This window comes from Dielma fastidiosa (genome assembly GCF_000313565.1).
GTDB classification, from domain to species: Bacteria; Bacillota_I; Bacilli_A; order Erysipelotrichales; family Erysipelotrichaceae; genus Dielma; species Dielma fastidiosa.
In genome coordinates, this window is the sequence record NZ_HE578944.1 from 1 (window position 1) to 2,111 (window position 2,111).

Below are 2,111 nucleotides of genomic sequence, written 5' to 3' on the forward strand. Positions count from 1 at the left end.
CCGAATACTCCCTATTGACCGTGTTCGTAAATATTATTTGTTAATTTAAAAGGCATATACCATTTATTGAATTATTACAATTAAGCATACTCTTTGTACCATTTTTTCAAAAATTTAGTATTTAATTAGAGTAATTCTCTATCCTATGAACGCAAAAAGCACTCACCTTTCAATGAATGCTTTCTGCTATATTCGTAAACGTATTTAAATGAATTATGTCAACTTTGATCGTATTGATTTAACTTTATAAATCTAAAATCAAGTTCCCTTTCGTAAAATATTAAGATATGCTTCATAGGAAAAAGTTCGATTCCTGCTACCTGTTGATGTTTGAACAAGAATTCCAAGTTCTTTCAATCGTGTAATCACGCTTGATGTTGTATTGAAAGCTATGTCTAATGCTTCTGCTGTCTTTCGTATGTCAATTATAGGATTAGTTTCTAAATATCTAAAAACAAGTAAAGCATTCTTAGAGATTCGCCCCATTTTAGAAATTAATGCTATATTCATATCATGTAGGGCAGTCAATTCCTCAATAGTTGTAATCGCGTCTTCTGCAGATTCAATCAATGCTTGAAGAAAGAATTTTATCCATTGCTCATAATCTCCTTTTGTTCTGACTTCCGTCATCCGATCGTAGTATTCTATACGGTTCTTTTTTAAAAAGTATGAGATATAAAGAGCAGGGGTTGAAAGTATTTTCTGTCCCATGAGAAAAAGCGTAATTATTAATCTTCCAACACGGCCATTCCCATCAAGAAAAGGATGGATAGTCTCAAATTGATAATGTATCAATGCTGCACGAATTAATGGATCTAATTGATCCTCTGAATGGATATATTTTTCTAGGTCAGACATGGCTTCATTCATATCGCTAGGAGAAGGAGGTATATATCTTGCGTTATTTAGAGAACTTCCTTGGCCGCCAATCCAATTCTGAGAAGTTCTAAATTCCCCAGGACTTTTTTCCTGACCTCTCACCCCCGACATAAGAACAGCATGTGTTTCTCTTATTAGACGATTGCACAGAGGTAATTCTTTTAATCTATTAATAGCGAATTCGGTAGCTTTGATATAGTTTACTACGTCTGCTACATTACGATTTGTATTTTCCTCAAGCAAAGGATCAAGAATATCTTCTAAAGTTGCCTGTGTTCCCTCTATTTGCGATGACATCAATGCTTCTTTACGAACATACATAGAAACAAATAACTGAACATTGGGTATATGAGTGGCAATGTTTTCTAAGACTGCGAGCTGAGAGTTCGCTTTGACAAGCAGATTGATGAGATCATTTGATAATTGAATCGGTGGTGTTGGAGGAAGTGGATTAGGAACAAATGATTTGTATGCCGCTTCTCCGAATAAATTAGTTATTAAATGACCTGCACGATTTCTCATTTTTAACACTTCCAAGTCTATCTTTCATCCTATGATACTATTATACCTCGCTTTATTTCAAAAATAAACACGAAGTTGAAATAAGGTTTGAGTTTATATGAACTTATTTCAATTTAACGAACTTATAAACTGATTTGAATAATTAACAGATAATTGGTAAATATATGTATATTTGTAATAATTAAATACGATGTACAGGCGTGATATTGTAAAGTCAGAAGTTAAAGCAAATTAATATATAGCTTTTATTAACTAGTTTAGTTATATGAAAAAAAGGAAAATAAGCAAATTAAAATATAATTATCACTTTGCTAATTTTGAAATAAGCAAAATATGATTTTGTTTAATTTGGTTTTATTTTGTAAATATTATCAAATACTGCCAATTAATTTCATGAATAAAGAATAAAATGAAATAAGGGAGAATTTAAAACCTACATATTTCAATTTAGATAAGTCTAAGCAGCCAAAATTGTTAAACTTGTACTGAGTAATATTGTAATAATTAAATATAAGTTGGATGTCTTTCAAAATAAATGAAAAATCTTAATTTGGTATAAATATACTTCTTGAAATGACAAATATGTAAGCTGAACAAATTAGTGTTATTTTATGCATAGCATATGCATGATTGCAATAATGAAATATATGTTACATGCCTTTTAATAAAGTTAATATTGCATACAAATGTGATAAATAGGGAGTATTCGA

General features: G+C 30.4%; 1 protein-coding gene. It reads right to left on the reverse strand.

The window, feature by feature from the left end:
• Positions 1-258 precede the first annotated feature (258 nt).
• Entirely contained in the window at positions 259-1,401 is a 1,143-nt protein-coding gene (locus tag DAHG_RS18115) for a Fic family protein (protein ID WP_022939753.1), read from the reverse strand.
• Between the last annotated feature and the right edge of the window lie 710 nt (positions 1,402-2,111).

What these genes read in the sequence shown, in the direction of transcription:
- DAHG_RS18115 (WP_022939753.1), bottom strand. Translation starts at nt 1,401, where the DNA reads ATGAGAAATCGTGCAGGTCATTTAATAACTAATTTATTCGGAGAAGCG.